The organism is Bradyrhizobium sp. LCT2, from assembly GCF_009931255.1.
GTDB lineage: Bacteria > Pseudomonadota > Alphaproteobacteria > Rhizobiales > Xanthobacteraceae > Bradyrhizobium > Bradyrhizobium diazoefficiens.
This window is the reverse complement of sequence record NZ_CP034432.1, coordinates 2542704-2558610: the sequence shown is the minus strand read 5'-3', so window position 1 is coordinate 2558610 and position 15907 is coordinate 2542704. Positions and strand designations below refer to the sequence as shown.

8 protein-coding genes and 2 pseudogenes are annotated in these 15907 nt (G+C 61.3%); 9 read left to right on the top strand and 1 reads right to left on the bottom strand.

What is annotated here, in order from left to right:
• The first annotated feature begins 98 nt into the window (after nt 1-98).
• The 4 genes and pseudogenes from istA (at nt 99) to EI171_RS12610 (ending at nt 6208) form a co-directional block, all read left to right on the top strand.
• Nucleotides 99-1853, top strand: a pseudogene (gene istA, locus EI171_RS12625) (IS21 family transposase).
• Nucleotides 1854-1857: 4 nt separating this feature from the next.
• A pseudogene (istB, locus tag EI171_RS12620) lies at nt 1858-2624 on the top strand (IS21-like element IS1631 family helper ATPase IstB).
• Between the two features lie 182 nt (nt 2625-2806).
• Nucleotides 2807-3883, top strand: a complete 1077-nt coding sequence (locus EI171_RS12615; protein ID WP_246740530.1) for a recombinase family protein — start codon at nt 2807-2809, stop codon at nt 3881-3883.
• A gap of 624 nt (nt 3884-4507) precedes the next feature.
• Entirely contained in the window at nt 4508-6208 is a 1701-nt protein-coding gene (locus tag EI171_RS12610; RefSeq protein ID WP_161533492.1) for a hypothetical protein, read from the top strand.
• Between the two features lie 245 nt (nt 6209-6453).
• Here EI171_RS12610 and EI171_RS12605 read toward each other — a convergent pair whose 3' ends face one another.
• Nucleotides 6454-6744: a hypothetical protein gene (locus EI171_RS12605; RefSeq protein ID WP_246740529.1), complete on the bottom strand. Its 291-nt coding sequence runs from the start codon at nt 6742-6744 to the stop codon at nt 6454-6456.
• 307 nt (nt 6745-7051) lie between these two features.
• Here EI171_RS12605 and EI171_RS12600 point away from each other — a divergent pair, with 307 nt between their 5' ends.
• The 5 genes from EI171_RS12600 to EI171_RS12580 all read left to right on the top strand — a co-directional run bounded on the left by EI171_RS12600 (nt 7052) and on the right by EI171_RS12580 (nt 15777).
• Nucleotides 7052-7327: a helix-turn-helix domain-containing protein gene (locus EI171_RS12600; protein ID WP_246740528.1), complete on the top strand. Its 276-nt coding sequence runs from the start codon at nt 7052-7054 to the stop codon at nt 7325-7327.
• 970 nt (nt 7328-8297) lie between these two features.
• Nucleotides 8298-8888: a hypothetical protein gene (locus tag EI171_RS12595; RefSeq protein ID WP_161533490.1), complete on the top strand. Its 591-nt coding sequence runs from the start codon at nt 8298-8300 to the stop codon at nt 8886-8888.
• A 322-nt stretch (nt 8889-9210) separates the two neighbouring features.
• On the top strand, nt 9211-11310 hold the full coding sequence (locus EI171_RS12590; protein WP_202633144.1) for an AAA family ATPase: 2100 nt from the start codon (nt 9211-9213) through the stop codon (nt 11308-11310).
• Nucleotides 11311-12067: 757 nt separating this feature from the next.
• Complete coding sequence (locus EI171_RS12585) at nt 12068-12640, top strand: hypothetical protein (RefSeq protein WP_161533488.1); 573 nt, start codon at nt 12068-12070, stop codon at nt 12638-12640.
• Nucleotides 12641-13305: 665 nt separating this feature from the next.
• Complete coding sequence (locus EI171_RS12580; protein WP_161533487.1) at nt 13306-15777, top strand: hypothetical protein; 2472 nt, start codon at nt 13306-13308, stop codon at nt 15775-15777.
• Nucleotides 15778-15907: the final 130 nt, after the last annotated feature.

Here is a 15907-nt window from a genome sequence, read left to right as displayed (position 1 = left end):
TCGGTCAAAATCCCCCGGGTATGGTCACTTGAAACTCCCCCACCTGATGATCGCCGTCAGCGCCGCTGAACAGCAGTAGCCGGTCAGGCAGGACGTTTATGTTCGACCCCTTTAGCCAGCAAGGGCCGGGGAGTTGAACGTCTTGAAGCGACATCTGCAAAGCACGGTATTTACATTACTTGATCGCAACGCCAGCCAGCGCGAGATCCACAGGCTGACGGGGTCGATCGCAAGACGATCCGGCGTTACCGGGCGCTGCGGGCTGGTGCGGAGGCAAATTCCCCCGGGGAAGTGACCACCGGCACGGTGAGCGCGGACGACCAAATTCCCCCACCCCGACCACCGGCTTTTGGGGTGTCGGAAGCGACAGCCGCCTGCAGCCTGGCCCGCTCGGCCTGCGAACCGCATCGGGCATGGATCGAAGAACAGGTCCGCCTGAAGCGGAATGCGCAGGCGATTTACCAGGACCTGGTCGATCGATTTGGCTTTCCGTCCAGCTATCAGAGCGTCAAGCGGTTTGTGCGCACGTTGCGACACAGCGATCCCGAGCAGTTTGATCGACTTGAGTTCCTGCCTGGCGAGGAGGCCCAGGTCGACTATGGCGAGGGCGCTCTGACGATTGATCCCAGGAGCGGCCGGTACCGCCGTCCCCGCCTGTTTGTGATGACGCTGCGCTACTCGCGGCGCAGCTTCCGGCGGGTGGTCTGGAAGTCCAGCCAACACGTCTGGGCGCAGCTCCACGAAGAGGCGTTCCGGTATTTTGGCGGGGTCCCCAGCTATGTCGTGCTCGACAATCTGAAGGAAGGCGTCCTCAAGCCGGATTTGTACGAGCCCGAGCTCAACCCGATTTACAGCGCGATGCTGGCTCATTACGCCGTGGTCGCCGATCCCGCGCGGGTGGCCGATCCCAATCGGAAAGGCTGCGTCGAGAGTGCGATTCAACATACCCAGGGCACCGCGCTGGCCGGACGGCGCTTCGAGACACTGGAAGCCCAGAACGAGTTCCTGAGGCACTGGGAGGAGAATTGGGCCTCCAAGCGCATCCACGGCAGCACGCGCCGTCAGGTCGAGGCGATGTTCCAGGAAGAGAAGCCGCACCTGCGGCCGCTGCCTGTCGCTCCCTTCCGCATCTTCACCGAAGTCGTCCGGACTGTCTGCGACGACACCACCGTACGCGTCGACAACAGCTATTACGCCGCGCGGCCCGCGCCGATCGGCAGTCAGGTCGTGGTGCGGATCTACGCCTCCACGATCGAGATCCGTGATCGCCACACCCGTGCGCTGCTGCGTGTTCATTCCCGGATGACGCACCCCGGTTCTGTTGTCCTGCCGACCAGCGAACGGCCGTTCAATCCGTCGCGGCAAACCGCCGTGCTGCTGGCGAGCGCCGAGCGCATCGGGCCGCAGACCAGGGCGCTATGCCAGCAAGTGTTCGACACCGAGGGGCGCCCCGGACAGCGCGCGATGTGGGCATTGTCGGGCTGGGCCGGAAGTATCCGGCGCGGCTGGTCGAGCAGGCCTGCGCGCACGCCATCGACAACCGCATCTACCGCTACAAGCACGTGCGTGCGACCGTCGAGCGGTTGTTCGAACAGGCGATTGAGCAGGTTGGAGTGACGCCACAGCCGGCATCGCCGCTCACCCAGGATCATCCGCTGATCCGTACCCCCGCGGAATACGGCGACCTCTTCAGCCGCGCTGTGCGGCGCGACGCCGACGATAATGGTCGGCAGGCCGAGGCTCACGACGATCACGCCACGGCAATCCGCGCTCGTGTCGCCTGCGCAACCCCGGCCAGCTCCGGCGCCACGAGCGCTCCCGCTGCACCTTCTCACCTTAAACTGGAGACCTAGCCACATGATGACCATGCCGGAAATTGAGCGTTGCCTACGACAGCTGCGCCTGTCGGGTGTCCGCGACACGCTGCAGACGCGCGTGCTCCAGGCGCAGGGCGCCAACCAGCCCTTCCTCGAGACCTTCTCCCTTATCCTGCAGGATGAACTGGACCGTCGTCAGTCCCGTCTTATCGAGCGGCGATACCAGCAATCCGGGCTCGACGAAAAGCTGACGCTCGCCGAGTTCGACTGGTCCTTCAATCCCAAACTGCCACGTCAGACCTGCTTCCAGCTCCACACCCTGGCGTTCATTGCCGCTGGCGAGAACGCTCTGCTTGTCGGCAAACCTGGCACCGGGAAGTCGCACATCGCCAAGGCGATTGCCTATCAGGCGATCCTGCAAAGCCACAAGGTCCAGTATCTTGAGACCGACGACTTCTTCCACCGCTACGCCCTGAACTCTCCGGCACAACGCGAGGTCCGGCTGCGAACCATCATCGACTGCGATCTCCTCGTGCTGGACGATCTATTCCTCGCACGCGCCATCCCCGACGACGCCGGCACTTTGCTGCAGACCCTGATCCATCAGCGCTACAAACTGCGCCGCAGCGTCATCGTCACCTCCAATCGCGTCGTGCAGGATTGGGGGCATACCTTGGGGACAACACTATGAGCACGACGATCCTCGATCGCCTTATGCATCATTGCCATCTGCTTGAGTTCGACGGACGCAGCTATCGGCTCAAAGAAGCCGCTGAAGCTCTTGCCCGGGAAACAAACTCAAACTAACAGTCCCTTGTCCTGCCTCGCGGGTGGAGGAATTTGACTGACCACACCCGGAGGAATTTGAAGTGACCCGCGGGGAACGGCGCTAAGTTCGCCTCCAATTGTCCGGAAGCCGACGTGTAGGTTTAGGAGGATTCCCGCCTGAGAATGACCATCCTCATCAACTGAGGAGGTCATCATGACCGATGTCCGTCCGCACGTATGATGATCGGGCTCGCTCCGGTGGCTCATTGATGGGACGCAACGGCCTGCTGCAGCTGTTGGACGATGCCAGGGAGAAATCCTTTGATATTGTCATCGTTGAGGCCCTTGATCGTCTCTCCCGCGACATGGAAGACCTTGCGGGCATCCATAAGCGGCTATCCTTTCTCGGGATCGAGATCCGGGCAGTCCATGAAGGCGTCGTCAACACTGTGCTGGTCGGCCTTCGCGGCTTGGTCGGACAACTCTATCGCGAAGATAACGCACATAAGGTGCGTCGCGGTCTGGCCGGGCGGATCAAACAAGGTTTGGCTGGAGGCGGCCTGACATACGGATATGCCGCGATCGCCGGAAGAACGGGTGAGCGCGTTATCGTCGAGGCCGAGGCACAAATTATTCAGCGCATCTTCCAGGAATACATCGAGGGTCGAACCCCTCGCGAAATCGCGCACGATCTCAACAAGGACGGAGTATCACCTCCGCGAGGTCGAGCATGGAATGCCTCAACGATCAACGGCAACCTTGAGAGGGGAGCCGGCATCCTGCAGAACGAGCTTTATGTAGGACGTCTCGTTTGGAACAAGGTCAGGATGGTGAAAGATCCCGACACGGGAAAACGACTGTCACGCCCCAACCCGCGGAGTGAGCGGCAGGTTGCTGACGTTCCGCATCTTGCAATTATCAAACCCGAATTGTTCGCGGCGGCTCAAAAGCGCAAAGAAGAGCGCGGTCATACCCACCCTAGCCATCAACGCCGGCCGCGACGGATGCTGTCTGGTCTGCTCCGTTGCGGTTCTTGCGGTGCGGGCATGTCAACCAATGGGCGAGACAAATCGGGGCGTGTTCGCATTCGCTGCTCAGCAGCGACGGAGAACGGCACGTGCCCGGACGCAAAGACCTTCTATCTTGACACGGTTGAGAGCGCTGTTCTCACAGGGCTGCAGGCCGAGTTGCGCGCGCCGAAAGTTATTGCGGAGTACGTGCGTACTTATCTCGAAGAGCGAAAGCGCCTCGCAATCACATCGAATGGAAAAAAGGCAGCGCCTCGAACAACAGCTTAGACAGTTGAATCGAGAAATCGAACGACTGGTGGATGCGATCGCAAAAGGGCACGGCGATCCATCCATTCTCGGTCCGCGATCGACCGCCCTCGGTGCCGAACGCGAGCGAATATCTGAAGAGTTGCGGAGTGAACCGCCGGCCGCAAAAGAGGTCGCCCTGCATCCAGCTATTCTCAAAGCGATATGAAGAACAGCTAGGTCGGCTCGAGGAGGCGCTAACGAAGGGTATCAGTTCGGGCGACGGAGAGGCCGCCGAAGCCATCAGAGACCTGATCGACACGATCACCGTCTTCCGAGATCCATCACCTCTCGGAGGCGTAACGGTGGAGATATCAGGCCGGTTAAACGCCCTGTTGGGGGAAACAGCTTTCCCAAACCAAGTCAAAGGGGTGTGGGGAAAGATGGTAGCGGGGGAGGGACTCGAACCCCCGACCCCAGGATTATGATTCCCGTGTTCTAACGGTATGAGTCCTTGACGAGTCCTTGCAGCGGGCATTTGGCGCCGATTTCGCCCGGAATCCCCCGAAAACCCCACCCCATCAGGCACTTGCAAGGGCGATTTCCCTCTCCCTCCCCGCCGCTCCGTGCTACGATATTGCTACGGCAGGGGTCACGGAGGTGGCCATGTCACGCGCAGGAAGACGGGTTGAGAAGTCGACACGGGTTCTGATCAGCGAGGAGATCGTCGCCGACGCGCTGGCCCGTGCGGCGCGCGCCAAGGACTCGAATGAGTTCTACGACTACTGCGACACGGAGCAACGCTACCTGGTCTTGCGCCAACGCGGGCCCCGCGTCGGCTGGTTCGTCCGGGCCAACGGCCAGATGAAGCGGATCGGCAACGCCAAACGCGAGCCCGGCGACGACAGTTATCTCACCGTGAAAAAGGCGCGCGACATCGCCGGCGCGCGCTACTATGCGATGCGGTCGGGCCGACGCCCGCACACAAAGGGGTGGAGCTGGGCCGACCTCGACCGCGAATTTCAGGCCTCGCGACGCGTCAAGCGCAAGAAGGGCAAGCGCGTCAAACCGCCGGCGCCAGGCACCTTGAGCGACATCGCGGGTTGCTTCGACAAGCCCCAGTTCGCCGCCTGGCAGGCCAAGAGGCTGACCGATCTGACCGACGTTGACCTGATCGAACTGCTTGATGCCGTCCACCGAGAGCGAGGGCACGGCGCCTGCTGCAAGACACTCGCCTGGGTTCGGGCCGCGTTGACCTGGGCCCGTTCCGAACGAACGATCGAGAGCGGACTCGTCGGCGTCGTGCCCTGGTGGGAGGAGATCAAGCCGCCGCAGCCCACGGCCGATGAAATCGAGGACATGGAGGAACGTGATCGCGAATTCAACGCCGCAAGGGCGGCGTTCAAGGTCGAGGCGCTGGGTCAGCTGCTCGTCATCCACGAACGCTATTGCGCCGGTCGCAGCGGAAACCGGAAAGTCTCGCCTGCGGTCCGGGCCAGCCTGTGGTGGCTGGTGTTCACGCTCAACCGGAAATACACCTGCACCCAGCTCAGGCGGAGCAAGCTGCAATATGTCGATCCACTGAACCCGTATTCCACGACGGCCCAACCCTGGGGCACGGCGGAATGGCCGGCGGAGGGCGTCAAGAACAAGCGGCGCTTCATGCTCCCGATCCCGCCATTCCTGCTCCACATCGTGCGCTGTTGCGAGCGAGATTTTGAAGCGCTCATTGGCAAAAAGCGCGGCCTGCGCAGCAGGAGCGATTGGATGTTCGCCTCCTCCCGAAGAAGGAGCCGGCGCAATCACCCCCAAAACCCGGATCCCGGGCTCTATCCGAGCAGCCTGAATGCGCATTTGCGCGCCATGGGCGGCAGGAAGAAGAACAGCAAAGGAGAGTACACGGAAGACTATTTGCGAGATCTACCGCGCTTTTGGCCGCACCTCGTTCGGACTATCGGAACGGATTTCCTGAAGGAGCATCCCGACAAGGTGTCCGGGGCGGCGATCTCGGCCGTGCTCGGCCACGTTTTGCCGCATGGCCGAAATGATCCGGACGACGAGATGTCGGAGGTCACCCGGGAGTTTTACCTCACGAGCCAAGAGATGCCGTTGAAGACCGAGGCGATGAAATTGTGGAGCGACGCGGTGCTGCTGGCTTACGTCAAAGCCGGAGGGACGTTGCCGATGCCACACGAACTCGACCAGAACCGCGCGGAGAAGCTGGGCTGGCCGCTGCCGAAGCTGCCGCAGGTCGCGGGACCGCAGCATCATCCGAGCGGTCCGCAGCCCCGGCGCGAGCGCGGTTCGCGACCGGCGGCAAACCGCGGCAAACGGCAGCAACGCCAGAGGCGGCTTCGCAGCGCGTGAGCTTGGCGCGTGCCGGGCCGCCGCTGTCGGAAGCACGGGGCGGCCGTCCCGGCCCGAGCGGAGCACTCGGCCATTCGCCGAGGGCATTGACGTTTGCGATGCCAGGCGACGCTTCGGTGCGGGCAGTGCGCTCGTAAGCGACGCCGGCGTCGGGCTCGTCGGCATGTCTTACCGACCCGCAGCGACTGCATTTGTTCACCGCGGAACGGAAAAGGACTAGGACACGTACAAACCGTGACGGCCGGTCAAGACGCACTCACGTCAAGATTTGCCCCAGCGGCCGCATCGTAGATCTTGACTTGCAGCATGGGGAATCGCCGCTTCAGATCCCGCGCCGCTATCTGCACCCCATCTCTCGTCGCGAACTCGGTCTTCACAAGGCCGTCGATCATGATTGCATAACCGCTGGTGGGCAGCTTTCGGCTCGACTTCGACATCTTCGGCTCACGTACGGATTTGGTGACTGGTTCCTTGGTTAGAGTGAGTCTACCGCTGCGCGCAAGCACAGCAGCATCGAACTCCGGCAGCTTTTCCATGTCGGTTTCAAACCTGGCCAACCGGCCCGCCGCAAGGATTCGTCCGACCTCGGCAGGTCAATCTAACCATTTGAGGGACGGGGCCATATTGCCAAAGATTCGCCTGTCATTATTTGACCTAGCCATAAGCGACTGGTTGCTCGTTCGGATCGAAGCGCGGCTGATGTCTCGGAGGCCCGTGGCCGTCCGTTTACTCTGCTATAGAAGTCGGGAAGGGCGAAATGCTTGTTCGGAAACGTGGCGCCATCTCACCTGAGATGGCAAAACTGCGGTCCCCGCCATGTCAAGGATTCTGGGAGTTGGACGTTTGGCGATATCCGAATCCTTCCTTGAGGCTCAATCGCAGCTGCGAGCTACACTGGCCCGCACGGTCAGGAAGCGGCGCCATTCATCGAAGATGAGCCAACGGGATCTGGCCGAACGAGCCGGAATCCGGCAGGCGCTGGTGAGCCAGATCGAGCTCGGCGAGGCCAACGTGACCCTGGACTCCCTTCTCAGAATTGCAATCGCGCTGGACATTGATCTTGCCGGCTTGTTCGCGGCGAACGGCGGCGATCCCCGGGTTGGTTCCAGGCGGTCCTGAGCACCCACTCTGGCGGGGAAATTTGGCTAGTCGATCGTTCCGCTATTGACACTTTATAGCGTGTCGCCATATGTGCCGATGGAAACAAGAGGAAGATCAGGAAGCGTACCGACCTGGTCGCGCTCCAGATGCAACCAGGCGAAGCTGTAATCGAGTTTGCTGTTAGCAAAACGGACGCGTGATCGACCGGCTCGAATTCGATGCGGATTGCGTTGCTCGAAACAGAGGCTGCATCATCTCCATCTACCTTGGAATCATGCGGGCCTGCGCTCGACCGGGCGACCTCATGCGTGGCTCTCGCCGCTGCCGGGATCGCTGAGACCAGTAGCCCAATTGGCCGATTGAAAGAGCTGGAGAATCGCAGAGAGCCACAGCATATCGGCGAACAGACGAGCGAATCAGTCGCGATTGCACCTCCCATAGAGATCGAGGACGATGATCTTTGCAGCCTGCAACGCGACCGGAGCGAGACCTACGACGACTTTGTTGCGCATTGCAAGATGCTCGGCTGCGACCGAAGGCTCCATCCGCCTGCCACGCCGCACTTGAGAGCGGACAGCTTTGATCCGTCGGCGTCGCCTAACATAGCAGCTCGCACTATTGCCCGCTGTGGCAGCCGATTGCCATATCTTTGGCGCAATCTTGTGACACGTTTTAACGTGTCTCTCAGCAAGCGCCAAGCTTCCGAATTGGCCTCGTTGACATTTGCGACCTGCAGCGTGCGAAACGGCAGAACGCCGACACTGCTATTGAAATGAAGCACTCACAGGTCTCGCCTCGCATTCAGCACGTCGGAAGCGCTCGTCCTGGGCTACCAGACCTCGCCGAGTGCTCGGGTTCACTTGTCCAGCGCAGGTCCGCCGAGATCGCCTCTCCGAATTCACCTATGGAGGAACGCGCTCATGTTCATCGATCATCACCGTCCGGAACGTCGCCGTCTGCTCCCGCAACGTGTTCAGGACATCGTGTCATGCATGGCAACCACCCCCTTCGCAAGGCAGCATCGACCACCTTCTCCGGCCCGAAATGCAAAGTCGCCATTCCCATTGAAAGCCTCCTCCTCCGTGACGCGCTCCGGGAGGCGAGCCTTGATGCGCAGGTACGCGCGCTTCAGTATCGGAAGGCTCCGAACCTTTATGGTACGCCGCCCACGCTGATGAGCGTCGTGCTGCAAAGGATCGACGGAGATTTTCTGCTCGCCGTCTGCGAAAGGCGGCCGCAGAGATCCGCAGCGGAGTACCAACGACTCGCCGAGATGCTGGCGTCGGAAGGGCTGCGCCTTCTGGAACGCGATGCTGACGATATCAGGCGCGAGCCGATCTACTCCAATGTGCGAGAGGTCTGGTCCAACGCGCGCTTCCACGTATCCCTCAGGGACCGACTGAAGATTGGCGCCGCGCTCGCCGAAGACGGTCCGCAAACGATACTTGAAATCGAGGAGCGTGCCCGTCCGTGCTGCGACATCATCGCCGCCGTGTGTGCATTGGCGTGCGAGGGGTTGCTGGAAATCGACGTCCGCGACGCCCCATTAGGTCCGCGCAGCGTGGTGCGTGGGCCTTAGAGACATGCTTCGACGACTGCACAAAAGAGCCGGGTCCGCAGTCCGGTAGCGATCACCGGATCGATGCCTTCGCCGGCTCGTCTACAGACACGACTCTTTTCGTCACGAGACACTTCAATGGTCCACTCCAACAATTGGCGGGCCGAGCTGGTTGAAGCTTGCCCTGTTATCTTCCACCAGTCGGCGACCCGCCGGGCGCCCAAGGTTGGCCCGAGGTCGGCGACGGCTGGCACGAGCTGATCGAGCGCGCCTGCGCCCGGATCCGGGCGGCGGTCCAGGCCGAGCCTGGGATGTTCAAATGCACTCTGGACGGAGCGAAAGCATGAACCAGTACATGCCGGGTCAGCGCGACCTTCTCGCGCGGGCTTACCTCGACATGCTGGCCGCCGAAGCCGGCACGACCAGCGAACCGCTGCTGCGCAGCGGAAACGCCGATGACCCGATCGAGCGGCTGATTAGCGACTTAGCCACCGCTCCTGAATCCGTCGGCCGAACCTCCATTCGAGCCGACCTCGCAGCCGCCGCGGTGCTCGTGGCGCGCGCGATCGCGCCGGTCGATGGACTGACCCGCGACCTGCGGCGAGGTTGCCCGGTGGTGTCGCTCGCCACTCACGGCGCCGAAGTGGTTTCCCTGGCGCGGCAAGTCCTGGAAACCTGCGCGTTCGGCGCCGAGGCGAAGGTGCTGGACGAGCGAACCTTCGATCATAGACCGAACCGTCCGGCATTGCTGCTAGCGAGGGACGGCACCTCCAACGAGCACAAGTCGGAGCGTGGAAACGACACGGTTGCGCAGGCCCTGCACGCTCGCGCCCCGGTGTTTGGCCTGGCGCCTGACCCGCGCCGCCACCTGCCGCGCGACTTGCTTCGCACAGCCGAGCACCATCTCGCGCTGAGCCAGCTCGACGGCTCCGGCGTCGCGCTGGTGATCGAGGCGGTGACCGGGCGATCCCCAAGCACCGCGCTTGACGACCAGCTCGTCCGGGCCGTCGATATCTCCGACCTTGTGCTTTCGGTTCGCTCCGACCGCACAGCCGACGAGTGCGTCGAACGGCTGCAACGGATCGTTGCAACAAAATCTTTCTTCGATCACCGCGGACCCGCGCTGGATGAGCTTTCCGGCTACGGCGCCGCCCGGGAATGGGGGCTCAACCTTGTGAACGACCTACGCGAATACCGCGCCGGACGCCTGGCGTGGGAATGCATCGAGAAGGGGTTGCTTCTGGTCGGCCCACCCGGTGTGGGGAAGACGCAATTCGCCCGCGCCGTGGCGAAGTCGGCAAATGTACCGCTCGTATCGACCTCCGTCGCCGACTGGAACGCCTCACCTTATCTGTCTGGCACGTTGGCCGCGATCAAGGAGTCGTTCTCGCGGGCACGCCAGCTCGCGCCCTGCATCTTGTTCATCGACGAACTGGACGGAATATCCGACCGCGCGACGCTGACGAGCGACTACAAGGAATATTGGACGCAGATCGTCAATCTCCTTTTGGAACTGCTCGCCGGTATCGAAGATCGGCCGGGTGTCGTGGTGATTGGCGCATCCAATCACCCAGAGCATATCGATGCGGCAGTGAAGCGCGCCGGGCGGCTTGATCGCACGATCGAGATCGACTTGCCCGATTCCGAGACGCTCGCAGCCATCTTCCGCTTTCATGTCGGACACGACGTGCTGCTGGGCGTGGATCTGTTGCCGGTGGCTCTTGCTGCCGCCGGCAGGACCGGCGCCGACGTCGAGGCATGGGTACGGCGCGCGAAATCGAGGGCCCGCCGCGCCGAGCGGCATCTTGCGCTCGACGATCTGCTCCAAGAGGTCCGGTGCGGCCGCGAAGCAATGCCCAAGTCGTTGCGTCGAACATGTGCGGTTCATGAGGCGGGGCATGTCGTCGCGGGGATTGCCCTGGGGGTATTCGAACCGCGCGCGCTGACCATCCTGGATCACGGTGGCGCGACCCGCGTCGAGCTTTCCAGGGCCAACTCGCAGACCCTGACCGGGATCGAAAACTACATCACGACGCTGTTGAGTGGCCGTTCCGCCGAGGAGATCATCCTTGGTGCTTCCCGGACGACGGCGGGATCGGGGATCGGCGAGAACAGCGATTTCGCGCGGGCCACCGAAGCCGCAACCGACCTCGAACTGCGGTTCGGCTTCGGCGCGCTCGGCGTGGCCCACTTTCCGGACCGCGCGACCGAGATGCTGCTCCACGATGCGTCGGTGGTGGGGCTGATCAAGCAGCGCCTGGACCGATGCCTGGCCCGCGCCCGTGAATTGATCACAGAGAACCGGACAGCCGTGGAAGCGGTGGCGCAGCGATTGGATGAGACGGGATATCTCGATTGCGCCGCGATCGACGACCTCCTCAAGACGCATCCCGTGCGCGCTATCGCGGGCCGAGACCAAAGAGAGCTTGAAAGCTCGACGTAACCGGACCAGCGTCAGTTCACGACGGTCCGCGCCGCGCTATCGCCGGACGGACGCATCGGCACGTACGCTTCGTAGCAGGCCCGCGCGGGCAACCCGGTGCACCTGCTTTTCGATGAAGAGCACGACTGCTTGGACGAGCTGATCGAAAGCATCGATGAATAGGATGCCTTGATCCATCATCGCGTTCGCCAACGACTAATCGGTGAGGTCAGCATCGCTTGTGACGGCGACAGCACGTTGAGGAGATCATCAAGCATCTGGCGGCGGCCCCGACCGCGGGACAGGTCGAAATTGATTGCGTCGCTCGATGCAATTTTTCCGGTTGGCATCCGAGGACGGAGGCACGTGCCGCCATTGCGGCGGGCCTTCTTTGCGGGGATCGAAATGACAGATCAGGATTCGGCGCGCCGCGAAATCATGGAGCATGAACGCCGTGATCGCTATCTGAGATACATTTCAAGCGCCGCCTGGCGCAACAATCCGGCGCGACTCGCCGAGCTGAGGGCCTCTGGCATGCGTTGCCGCATCTGCAATGCGAGCGCGGACGAGACCGAATTGCAGGTGCACCACCGCACCTACGAGCGTTTCGAACGCGAGCTTACGGAGGATTTAACGACGCTCTGCGCCGAGTGTCATTTCGACTTCACGCTAATTTTGCGCGGACGGCGGTACGCATCGCGTACTCCCAAGCGCGCCGACGTCCCGCGTCTGCTTGTCAATCAACCCAAAGTCCCGGATCCGTTTCATGGAGAGGCCCATGGTGAGCGACTTCGTTTCCTTGCGTTTGATCGGCATCCGTCCGCTTTTGATGCATGCCGGCCGCTTGTGCGACCCGTTGGATCCGATCTCGCGCGAGCTCGCGAGGATTACGGGAAAGCGGTTAAAAACCGCCTCTGATCATCGCGAGATCGCGCGCATCGAATGGTTCGGCGGCCTTTGGCTCACCGACGGCGTGCCGTGCATTCCCGCCGAAGCGATCGAAGCCGCGTTCATCGCGGGTGCGAAGATGCAGCGGCGAGGCAAGCAGGCAGCGGCCGGAATCGAGGTCGACGGTCCGGCCAGGTTATTCTACGACGGCCCGCAGGACATTGATGAATTGTGGAAGCAGGAGCGATTCCGCCTACGGGCGCCGGTGCGCGTTGGCACGGCGCGCACGATGCGAACGCGACCGCGATTCGATACGTGGAACGTCGATTTCAGGGCCTCGTATCTGCCAAGCCTTTTGAGCCCTCCGTTGATCGCGGACATATTCGCGGCAAGCGGCTTTGCGCGTGGACTAGGCGATTGGCGTCCGAAGTTCGGAAGATTCCGCGTCGAGTGTCTCGACTGACCGTTCGTGGTGGGGTGTGGCCCGGCCTGGCATGGCACGGTCCGGCGTGGCAAGGGGAGAGCCGGCGCAGGCCGGCTGCTCCAGCCGCCGGTTGGCTGATGGATTCGTGAAACCGGCACTTTCGACCGTACAACCTGAGGACGAGGTTGTGTGTTGGAAGCAGGCCTTCCCCATTGATCGCAGAACGTCGTTGACTCGTGACGGGCGCGTCCGCGCCACTCCAAAACTAAATCCTTGCTCTGCGGCTAAGGGCCAAAGGACTCATCCCGTTCCTATCGAGATGCCGCATGGAAAGGATTTCCGTTCGCAGAAGACGAGGAGGGAGCGATAAAGAGCGATCCGCTGCCTGCAAGGATTAAGCGCGGGCCGCATCCGTCGCGATGGAAGTTTGAACGCGCTGCTGACGCGAGCGGAAGCCGCCGGCTGCACTGAAGCCGGAGAGCCGATTACCGCACATAGTCTCAGGATCGTCGCGGTGCGCGGTGCGGCCCGGCGTCGGAGAATGAGATGACGCGCTGACAGATTCTGGAGATGACGCGGTGCGAGAGAACCGCGTTGACTCATCACCGCGAGGCGCAGGATGAAAGACGAAGGAGAGTGTCGCCGGCGCCGGAGACCACGAACCTAACAAAAAGCAATCGCGTCAACACGTGTAGGAGCTTGAAATGTTCAAACCAGGTTCACATCTGCGCGGAGATACGGCCGAAGCACATCAGGAGAACATCGCGAAGATACAAGCCTATCTCGCCACCATCCGAAGCGACGGCAGCGGCCTTCCCGCGAGGCCTTCCAAACCTTTCGCAATTTCATACCCCTTGGTAGCCAAAGAGGCGAACGTTGCGCTTTGGGTGATCAACCGGAGGAAGTCTCAATGCCGCAAACTGATCAAAGACGCGACTTTGAACGTTCCGATAAAGGTTCGTGTCAAGCCCAGAATACGCTCGGAGTATACCATTGAAGAAGCTATCGGCATCGCCGTAGCGACCATACAGGCAGAATGCGAATCCGCTCGGGTGGACCATAAAGCCAAATGCACAGCGGTCGCGATCCTCTTGAAAAAGCTCGCGCGGCGCCATCCGAAAGGCAAGCTCGCCAATAGTATCGCGGCGGTTTCTCATGCCTTGCAACAGCAGACCTATTCCAGCGCGGACGCAGCGTTACTTGTCGTGATCAAGGACATCTTGGATCGCGCGACCCGGGGTGAATTGAGACTGCACACATTCCATGGCCGGCTCAAATTGGAATCGGCCCTCGTCGGCTTTTCTCTTTCTGCGCTATCCAAATTCACCAAGGTCGACTGCCAGACCGTCATTAACTGGGGCGCCGGCATCAAAGCGCCCACTGCTAGCTTCGTCAGCGAGATTCCGAAGCTTGAGTGCGCCCTTGGGCTCGGGGCGGGATATCTCTCCGAGGTTTACCTCTCAAACCGCAGCGGACCATCGAGCATCAAGAGGCGCTTCCTGCCCAAGGAAGTTCTCGGCATGTCGGTCGACAAGCAAGCCGCATTTCGGCGACTGCTTGATCCCGAGCTTGACCTCGCTACCCTCAGCGAGGAAGAGCGCGAGAAGCTGATGGCCGAAACACTCGTGATTTTTCATATGCAAAGGGACACGGTCCATCATAAGCGCGCCAAACTGCGCTTCGGTGACATGCAATATGGCCTCAAGGACCTGCCTGACCACTTGAAGCGGGAGTTCGACGATCTCGTTGCGGTCCGGGCTAGAGTTGAGGTTCGGGACGAGGTGCTGGCGGAATTGAGGGGATGGGACGCAGATACCCAGAACATCTATTATCGCAGGTTTTGTTTGTTTTTCGGGTGGCTGCATCACCATATGCGAGTTCCCCTGGAAAACCTGTCGATCGCGTATCTCGCCTTCAGCCAGATACTCCATGAGTACGAGTTGTTCTTGTTGGACCGGAAGGAAAGTGTGGGGATGAAACGAAAGTGGGCCTTGGCCACGGCGGAGTGGTACGTCTTCGCCGCAAGTCTGACGCGAAGGCCCCTTGGCGGCGCGATCGAGCTCGATGATGACTTTGATGATTTCGAAGGCGAGGCTGCCGGTTGGCTGCGAGGTCAGCAAGCGCTGCTGAACAAGCTCGCGCCGATCGACGCACCGCGAACTCGGGATACGAAGCGACAGAAAGCTGGACAAAGGAAGGACATTCGGCCGGTACTTTCCACCGCGGACATTTCACGTGCGGAGCGCGAGTGGGTTCACCTGTTGGACGCGACAACGCGTCGGTATCGAAAGCTGCGAGAGCCGATCGCGAAAATGAAGACCTCTACGGCGGACAGCGTCGCCCGGGTCCTTCCCATTTTTCGCTTCGAGAACCCTATGGACCCCATCGAAGAGGGCGCATTGAAGCTCCGCGCGAAAGCGGAAGGACTGAGGCCAGAATCGTACCATTGGTGCACTGCCGTTCGCGCCGCAGTCGCACTCAAATTTCATGCACAGCTACCACTGCGTCGGCAGACCTTCTGCGGGCTGACCTATCGTCCCGACAACAATGGGATGATCTTCCAGGAAAGGGGCAAATGGTGGGCTAGGATACCGGCGGAGCTGTTCAAGAACGAGAGAAGCGCGGCGTTCAATGACTTTGTCAGCGACGGGTTCTACATCGCCTCCCTCCAGGACGAATGGGATTTCTACACTGATCTGCGCGTCTACCTCGATCATGCGCGCGATATCATCTTGGCCGGCGCAAAAAGCGAGGCCTTCTATGTGACGCGAGAGAACGAACGCCAGGTGACGCCGGGAACATTTGCAGGACAATGGCGGGCCATGACGCGGGACTACATTGCCGAGAACCCGGGCCGAAAGACCGGCTTGAAAGGCGTCAAATCGTTTGGCTCACAAGCGATGCGTCACATCGTGGCAAGCGCCGTTTTCTACCGAACCGAAAGCTTGCTCGCCGCTGCGATTGCCATTCATGACAGCCAAAAGATCACGGAAAAACATTATATGAAGCTATTCGTGGTCCCGGAAAAGAGAGCCAAGATTATCCGCGGCCTGTTTGACCAGGAACGCACGCGATGGCGGCCGTTCAGGCTATCTCCGCCCATTGTTCCGGACCCCTCGGTGGCGCCGGAGCTCCAATCAGCGGATAGGACCGTCGAGAACGCGTCGGCCGTCTAGCGACGCTTTGGCGCGCTTACGTGTTGCGGGCGGCGCCGCACCGGCACGAATAATTGGACACCGGATGGGGACGATAGCGGTCACATCCGGTGCAGCGCAGCGGAAGCCATTGGCCGCAGTGTGATTCACG

Excerpts from the sequence above, each read along its gene's own strand:
- EI171_RS12615 (WP_246740530.1), top strand. The coding sequence starts at position 2,807 with ATGTCCGTCCGCACGTATGATGATCGGGCTCGCTCCGGTGGCTCATTG.
- EI171_RS12610 (WP_161533492.1), top strand. The coding sequence starts at position 4,508 with ATGTCACGCGCAGGAAGACGGGTTGAGAAGTCGACACGGGTTCTGATC.
- EI171_RS12605 (WP_246740529.1), bottom strand. The coding sequence starts at position 6,744 with ATGGAAAAGCTGCCGGAGTTCGATGCTGCTGTGCTTGCGCGCAGCGGT.
- EI171_RS12595 (WP_161533490.1), top strand. The coding sequence starts at position 8,298 with ATGCATGGCAACCACCCCCTTCGCAAGGCAGCATCGACCACCTTCTCC.
- EI171_RS12590 (WP_202633144.1), top strand. The coding sequence starts at position 9,211 with ATGAACCAGTACATGCCGGGTCAGCGCGACCTTCTCGCGCGGGCTTAC.
- EI171_RS12585 (WP_161533488.1), top strand. The coding sequence starts at position 12,068 with ATGGTGAGCGACTTCGTTTCCTTGCGTTTGATCGGCATCCGTCCGCTT.
- EI171_RS12580 (WP_161533487.1), top strand. The coding sequence starts at position 13,306 with ATGTTCAAACCAGGTTCACATCTGCGCGGAGATACGGCCGAAGCACAT.